Origin of the sequence: Streptomyces sedi, from assembly GCF_006335015.1 — a bacterium.
Classification (GTDB): domain Bacteria; phylum Actinomycetota; class Actinomycetes; order Streptomycetales; family Streptomycetaceae; genus Streptomyces; species Streptomyces sedi.
Window position 1 is genome coordinate 20,295 of sequence record NZ_VDGT01000033.1, and the last position, 6,781, is coordinate 27,075.

A 6,781-nucleotide genomic window follows, 5' to 3' on the forward strand; every position below is an offset into this window, starting at 1 on the left:
GTACTGCCTCATCCCGTGTTGTGAGTCGTCGAGGAGATGCTCAGGTGAAGGGCTTTGCGAGGTCGCGGCGTGGCAGCGGCTCCCCGTCGCGGCAGGTGTCGCTGTCGCTGGCGCTGCTGATGGTGGCGTCGCTGCTCCAAGCCGCGGCCATGCCGACCGCGGCCGCCCAGACCGGCGGTGCGCCCCCGGTCCCGGACGCGGAGGAGGCGGTGCCGGGGACCGACGGCCTGTCCGTCCTGCCGAGGCCGGAGAATCACGAGATACCGCCGCCGCCCGACCCTTCGGCGGACCGACCGGAGCCCTCCGTGGTCGAGGTGCCACTGCCCGGCGGATCGGGGGAGGCGTTCTCCCTGCCCGTCGAGGAGTCGGCGGTGCGGCTGACGGCCCCGACGGTGGCCGCGCTGCCCCGGGAAGCCGGACGGGGGGCACCGACCGCCACGGTCGAGACCTTCGACGACGACGCGGCCGAGGCGGCCGGCGTCGACGGCGTCCTGCTCGGCGTGACGATTCCCGACGAGACCGGCGGCGACTGGGGGGCCAGCCCGTTGGCACCGGAAGCCCTCGGGCAGATCGGCGTCGAGCTGGACTACGCCGCGTTCGCCGACGCCTACGGCGGCAACTACGGCTCCCGCCTCACGTTCGTCCGACTCCCGGCCTGTGCCCTGGACGAGCCCGAGAAGGCGGAGTGCCGGGAGCGGCAGCCGGTCCGCTCGGTCAACGACACCGAACAGCGGACGTTGACCGCCCCCGACATGGCCCCGGAGCCGGGGGAGCCCCTGGTGCTCGCGGCGGTGGCGGCGGACGAGGGCGAGCAGGGCGACCACACGGCGTCCCCGCTCTCGCCGTCGGCGAGTTGGGAGGTCGGCCTCAACACGGGTGACTTCACCTGGTCGTATCCGATGTCGGCCCCCGACGTACCGGGCGGCCTGGTGCCCGAGCTGTCCCTCGACTACGCGGCGGCGGCCGTCGACGGTCGCACCGGCGGTACCAACAACCAGGGTTCCTGGGCGGGCGACGGCTTCGACTTCGGGGCCGGGTTCATCGAGCGCCGCTACCTCCCCTGCGAAGAGGAGGGCGTGGAGAACGAGGACGGTTTCGAGGTCGGCGACCTGTGCTGGGACTACGACAACGCGGTCCTCTCACTGGGTGGCGGTGCCAGTGAACTGGTCCCCGACGGCACCGACACCTGGCGGCTGCCGCAGGACGACGGCACCGTCGTCGAGCGGCTGACCGGCACCAGCCGTGGCAACGGAGCCCGCGACGACGAGCACTGGCGGGTCACCGACCCGGAGGGGACCGAGTACTACTTCGGCTACCACCGGCTGCCCGGCTGGAGCAGCGGCGACGCGACCACCGACTCCACCTGGACCGTTCCCGTCTACGGCGACGATGCCGGTGACCCCTGCTACCAGTCGGCGACCGAGGACGCCTGGTGCCAGCAGGCGTGGCGTTGGAACCTCGACTACGTCGTCGATGCGCGCGGCAACGCCATGGCCTACTTCTACGACGAGGAGGAGAACTCCTACGGCCGGTTCCTCGACGAGACCAACAACACCCGCTACACCCGCGGGGGTTCGCTCCAGCGCATCGAGTACGGCCACGACGGCGACGACCTCTACGCCGGCCAGCCGATGGGCCGGGTCAGGTTCACCAACGAGGAGCGCTGCCTGCCCGGCGGCGGCGCCGACTGCTCGGACATCGACGCCAACCCGCAGTACTGGTACGACACCCCCTGGGACCTGAACTGCACCGCGACTGAGGACTGCGACGCCGGCCGGCTGTCCCCGACCTTCTGGACCACCAAGCGGCTCGCCCGGGTCACCACCGAGATCCGCACCGGCGGCGCGTGGGAGCCCGTGGACTCCTGGGAGTTGACCCACCGCTGGGGAACGGCGGACGTCGACTACCAGTTGCTGCTGGCCAGCGTGCAACGCACGGGTCACACCGCCGCCGAGCCCGTCTCGCTGCCGCCGGTGACCTTCGGCTACACCCAGCTGGTCAACCGGCTGGACGAAACGGGCGACGGCCGCGCCCCGTTCGTCAAGGGGCGGCTCTCCTCGATCGCGGACGAGGCCGGCGGCCAGATCGACGTCGGATACTCCGACGCGGTCTGCGAAACGGACGCGCTGCCCACCCCGCACACCAACACCACCCGCTGCTTCCCCCAGTACCTCGGCAACGGGCCCGACCAGGACCCGGACCTGGAGTGGTTCCACAAGTACGTCACCACCGACGTGACGCTCACCGACCGCACGGGTGGCGCACCCGACCAGGTCACCACCTACGACTACCGGGGCGGCGCGGCCTGGCACTACAACGACGACGGCCTCATTCCGGACGACGAGAAGACCTGGTCCCAGTGGCGCGGCTACGGGCACGTCCGCGTCCAGACGGGCGGCCAGACCGAGAAGTACAGCCAATCCGACTCCTACTTCCTGCGCGGGATGCACGGCGACCGCGCTGCCCCCTCCGGCGGCGCCCGCACGGTCTCCGTTGCACTGGAGGCGGGGGAGGGCGACCCGATCACCGACCACGAGTCGGTGGCGGGCTTCCTCTACCGCACCGTGGACTTCGACGGGCCGGACGGGAAGGTGCTGGCCAAGACCGTTTCCCGTCCCTGGCACCACGAGACCGCCAGCGAGAGCCACGCGTGGGGCGATCTGACCGCCCATCACACCGGTATCGCTCGCGAGACGACGTTCGTCTCGCTCGACCAGGGCGCGGGTGAGGAGTGGCGCACCAGCCGGCGCGACCACACCTATGACACCGTGGCGGGGCGTCTCACCCGGACTCACGACCACGGTGATCTCGCGGACGACGCGGACGACCGCTGCACCCGCGTCGAGTTTCCGCCGGGCGATCTGCTCACCCTGCCCAGCCGTGTGGAGACCGTCGCGGTGGGCTGCTCCGCGACCCCCGACCGTGCGAGCCAGGTGATCTCCGACGACCGACTCGCCTACGACGGCCTCGACTACGGCCAGGCTCCCACCGTTGGCGACGCCACCGTCCGGGCGGAACTCACGGGGCACGACGGCACCACGGCCACCTACCGCGAAAGCGGAGCCACCTTCGACTCCTACGGCCGGCCGCTGACCGTTACCGACCTGGCCGCCGACGTCACCGCCGTCGGCTCCACCCTCACCCGCACCGCGCGGGACGACGGCCGCACCGTCACCACCGCCTACGAGCCGGCCACCGGCATCCCCGCCACTCTCACCGAGACCTCACCTCCGGCCGACCCGGACGATCCCGACACCGCACAGACCAGCGTCACCCGAGTCGACCCGCTCCGCGGCCTGCCGGTGCGGACCACCGACACCAACGACCGGGAGACCGTCCTCGCGCACGACGCGTTGGGCCGTTCCAGCCATGTCTGGCTGCCCGACCGCGCCCCGGAGGACACACCGTCCCTTCAGTTCGACTACCGCTTCGCGGACGGCTCCCCGGTCGCGGTGCGTACCCGCACCATCGGCGTGGACGGCGGACAGGACTCCTCCTACGTCCTGTACGACGGCTTCCTTCGCGAGCGCCAGACCCAGAACCCGGGCCCCGAGGACGGGCGGCTGCTCACGGACACCTTCTACGACGAACGCGGTCTGGTCCGCCAGACGTTCGCCTCCTACTACACCCTCGGCGCACCCCACCACCAGATCTTCCAGCCCGACGACGCCGTGGGCGTGGAGACCCAGACCCGCCACCTCCACGACGGGTTGGGCCGGGAGACCGAACGACGGCTCATGGCCGGCAGCGGAGACGGTGGTGAGGTACTCGGGGTCACCGAGACCCACTACTTCGGGGATCGCACCACCGTCATCCCGCCCGAGGGCGACACGGCCACCACCACGCTCTTCGACGCCAGGGAGCGCACCACCGAGCTGCGCCAGCACCACGAGCGCGCCCTGGACGCCGCGTTCGACGCCACCCGCTACGCCTACACCGCGCGCGGAGAACTGGCCCGCGTGACCGACCCCGCCGGGAACGAATGGTCCTACGACTACGACCAGTTGGGGCGCCGCACCCACACCCACGACCCGGACGCCGGCACCTCCGTCTCCACCTATGACGAGCGCGACCAACTCACCACCCGCACCGACGCCCGCGACGCGACGCTCACTTACCGCTACGACAACCTCGGCCGCCGCACCGCGTTGCTGGACGGTCAGGGCGAAACGCTCGCCGACTGGGAGTACGACACCCTGCCCCGCGCCCAGGGCCAGCTGGCCGCAGCCACCCGCTACCACGACGGCGAGGCGTACACCTCCCGCGTCCTGGAGTACGACGCGCTCTACCGGGCGCTGCGCAGTGAGACCACCATCCCGGACTCGGAGGGCGCCCTCGCCGGCTCCTACGAGACGGCCACCGCCTACGCCGCATCGGGCCTGCCCGAGTCCCACAGCTACCCGGCGGCCGGCGGCCTGGGCGCGTTGACCCTGGAACCCCGCTACGAGGAGGGGACGCGCCGCCAGATCGGGCTCGACGGTTCGCAGGGGCTCTCCACCCAGACGACCTACAGCCTCACCGGCAAGCCCCTGCAGTTCGAGTTGAAGCACCACCGTGCCTTCGACGAGGCCGTCTGGGCCACCAACACCTACGAGTGGGGCACCCAGCGCCTCAAGACCGCCCGCATCGACCGCTTCGCGATGTCCGGGGTCGACCGTCACGAGACGTACGCCTACGACCAGGCGGGCAACGTCCTGTCCGTCAACGACACCTCGCGCGACGGCACCGACAACCAGTGCTTCCAGTACGACCATCTGCGTCGGTTGACCGAGGCGTGGACACAGGACACGGCGGAGTGCGCCGGTGATCCGGCGGACGCCACGATCGCCGGCACCGAGCCCTACCACCACTCCTACACCTACGACCTGGCCGGCAACCGGCTGACCGAGACCCTCCACGAGCAGGACACCACCCGCACCTACGCCTACCCGGAGGCGGGCGGGCCCCAGCCGCACACCCTCACCTCCGTCGTGGACGAGGCGCCCGGCGTGCGTGCGCTGGAGGAATACGGCTACGACGCGGCCGGCAACACGGTCAGCCGACAGATCGGCGGCGACACCCAGGAGTTGACCTGGAACGACGAGGGACGCCTGACGGAGGTGACCGACGCCGACGGCGCGAGAACGGAGTACGTCTACGACGCCGACGGCAGCCGCCTCATCGGCCGCACGCCCACGGAGACCACCCTCTACCTCGGCCACACCGAGGTCGTCCTCCCGACCGGAGCCTCCGCCGCCCAGGCGACCCGCTACGTGGACGCCGGCGGTGGACACATGGTCATCTTCGAGAACAACGGCGACCTCTCCTACACGCTGGCGGACCACCACGGCACGGGCCAGATAGCCGTCGACGCCCGATCGTTGGCCATGGAACAGCGCCGCACCCTGCCGTTCGGCGCCATCCGCGGCCCCACCCCGAACGACTGGCCCGGCACCAGGGGCTTCGTCGGCGGCACCTCCGACACCTCCACCGGGCTGACACATCTGGGTGCCAGGGAGTACGACCCGGCGACCGGCCGTTTCATCTCCCTCGACCCGGTCATGGACCTCACCGACCCACAGCAGATCCACGGCTACACCTACGCCAACAACAACCCGCTGACGTACTCGGACCCGACCGGCCTGTTCTTCGGGGACCTTGTCCGCGGCATCAAGAACGCGGTCCACAAGGTCGTCAAAGGGGCGCGAAGCAGCGCCAGTCGGGCTCTTTGGAGTCCGCGTAGCGCCTCCAACGCCTCATACAGCTCAAGCTCCTGGAACGCGTCGCACAGTGGCTCGTCGGCGTCGGGTTCTTTTCAGCAGGTCTCCCGGCCCCAGGGCATGGAAGATCCCTTCGGGCGCGTTCTCAGACCGCTCGTGGATGCGGCCCAGGGGGCAAAGGAAAACCTCCTTGACGTTGGCCAGTCCGTGGCCGAATTCGTCCTTCCGGACCCCGGTGCACTGCTCGATGACTGCCAGGAAAGCTTGCTGCTGTGCGCCATGGGGCTGGTCATGGAAGCCCCTCAGGGCAAAGGGCTGAAGTTCGTCGACCGTCTCCTGGAGAAGGCCGACGAGTTGGGCGCGACGTTGCGCCGCAATGTGGGCGACGCGTGTAACAGCTTCGTGGCCGGCACCCACGTCCTGATGGCCGACGGCACCACCCGCCCCATCGAGGATCTCCGCATCGGCGACAAGGTTCTGGCCACCGACCCCGAGACCGGCGAGACCAGCCCGCGTACCGTCACCGCCGAGATCACCAGCACCGGAACCAAGCACCTCACCGCTCTCACCCTCGCCACCGAGAATGGCCCCACCACCCTCACCGCCACCGACGCACACCCCTTCTGGAACCAGACCACCCGCGCCTGGACCGACGCCGCAGACCTGACGGCCGGCACCCAACTCACCGCCCCCGACGGCACCACGGCCACCGTCACCACCCTCACCCAGCACACCCGAGCCAGCACGGTCCACAACCTCACGGTCGAAGGACTGCACACGTACTATGTGCTGGCTGGTCGGACGCCGGTGCTCGTTCACAACTGCGATCTCGGTGACGTAGCGGGAATTACGGATGACGCATACGACGCGATCGATGAAGCCTATGGGCCTCAAGTTGCTGACGGTGTGGATTACCAAGTGCAGGTTATGCATGGGGCGGACTCGACTCGCGCGGCTAACGAGCTCGTGCACGGTAGGCAGGGGTCGTCGAGCCTGGAGGGTTGATCATGGTGAGGTGGTGGGGAACTCAACGCGTGCGGTGATCATCAGTAATCGGCGGATCACAGGCCTGGCTGCGGGAG

Annotated in this window: 1 protein-coding gene; it reads left to right on the top strand. The window is 70.1% G+C overall.

Annotated elements, in window-relative coordinates; genetic code table 11:
• Positions 1–44: 44 nt before the first annotated feature.
• Positions 45–6,704, top strand: a complete 6,660-nt coding sequence (locus FH715_RS27300) for a polymorphic toxin-type HINT domain-containing protein (RefSeq protein ID WP_139650059.1) — start codon at positions 45–47, stop codon at positions 6,702–6,704.
• Positions 6,705–6,781: the final 77 nt, after the last annotated feature.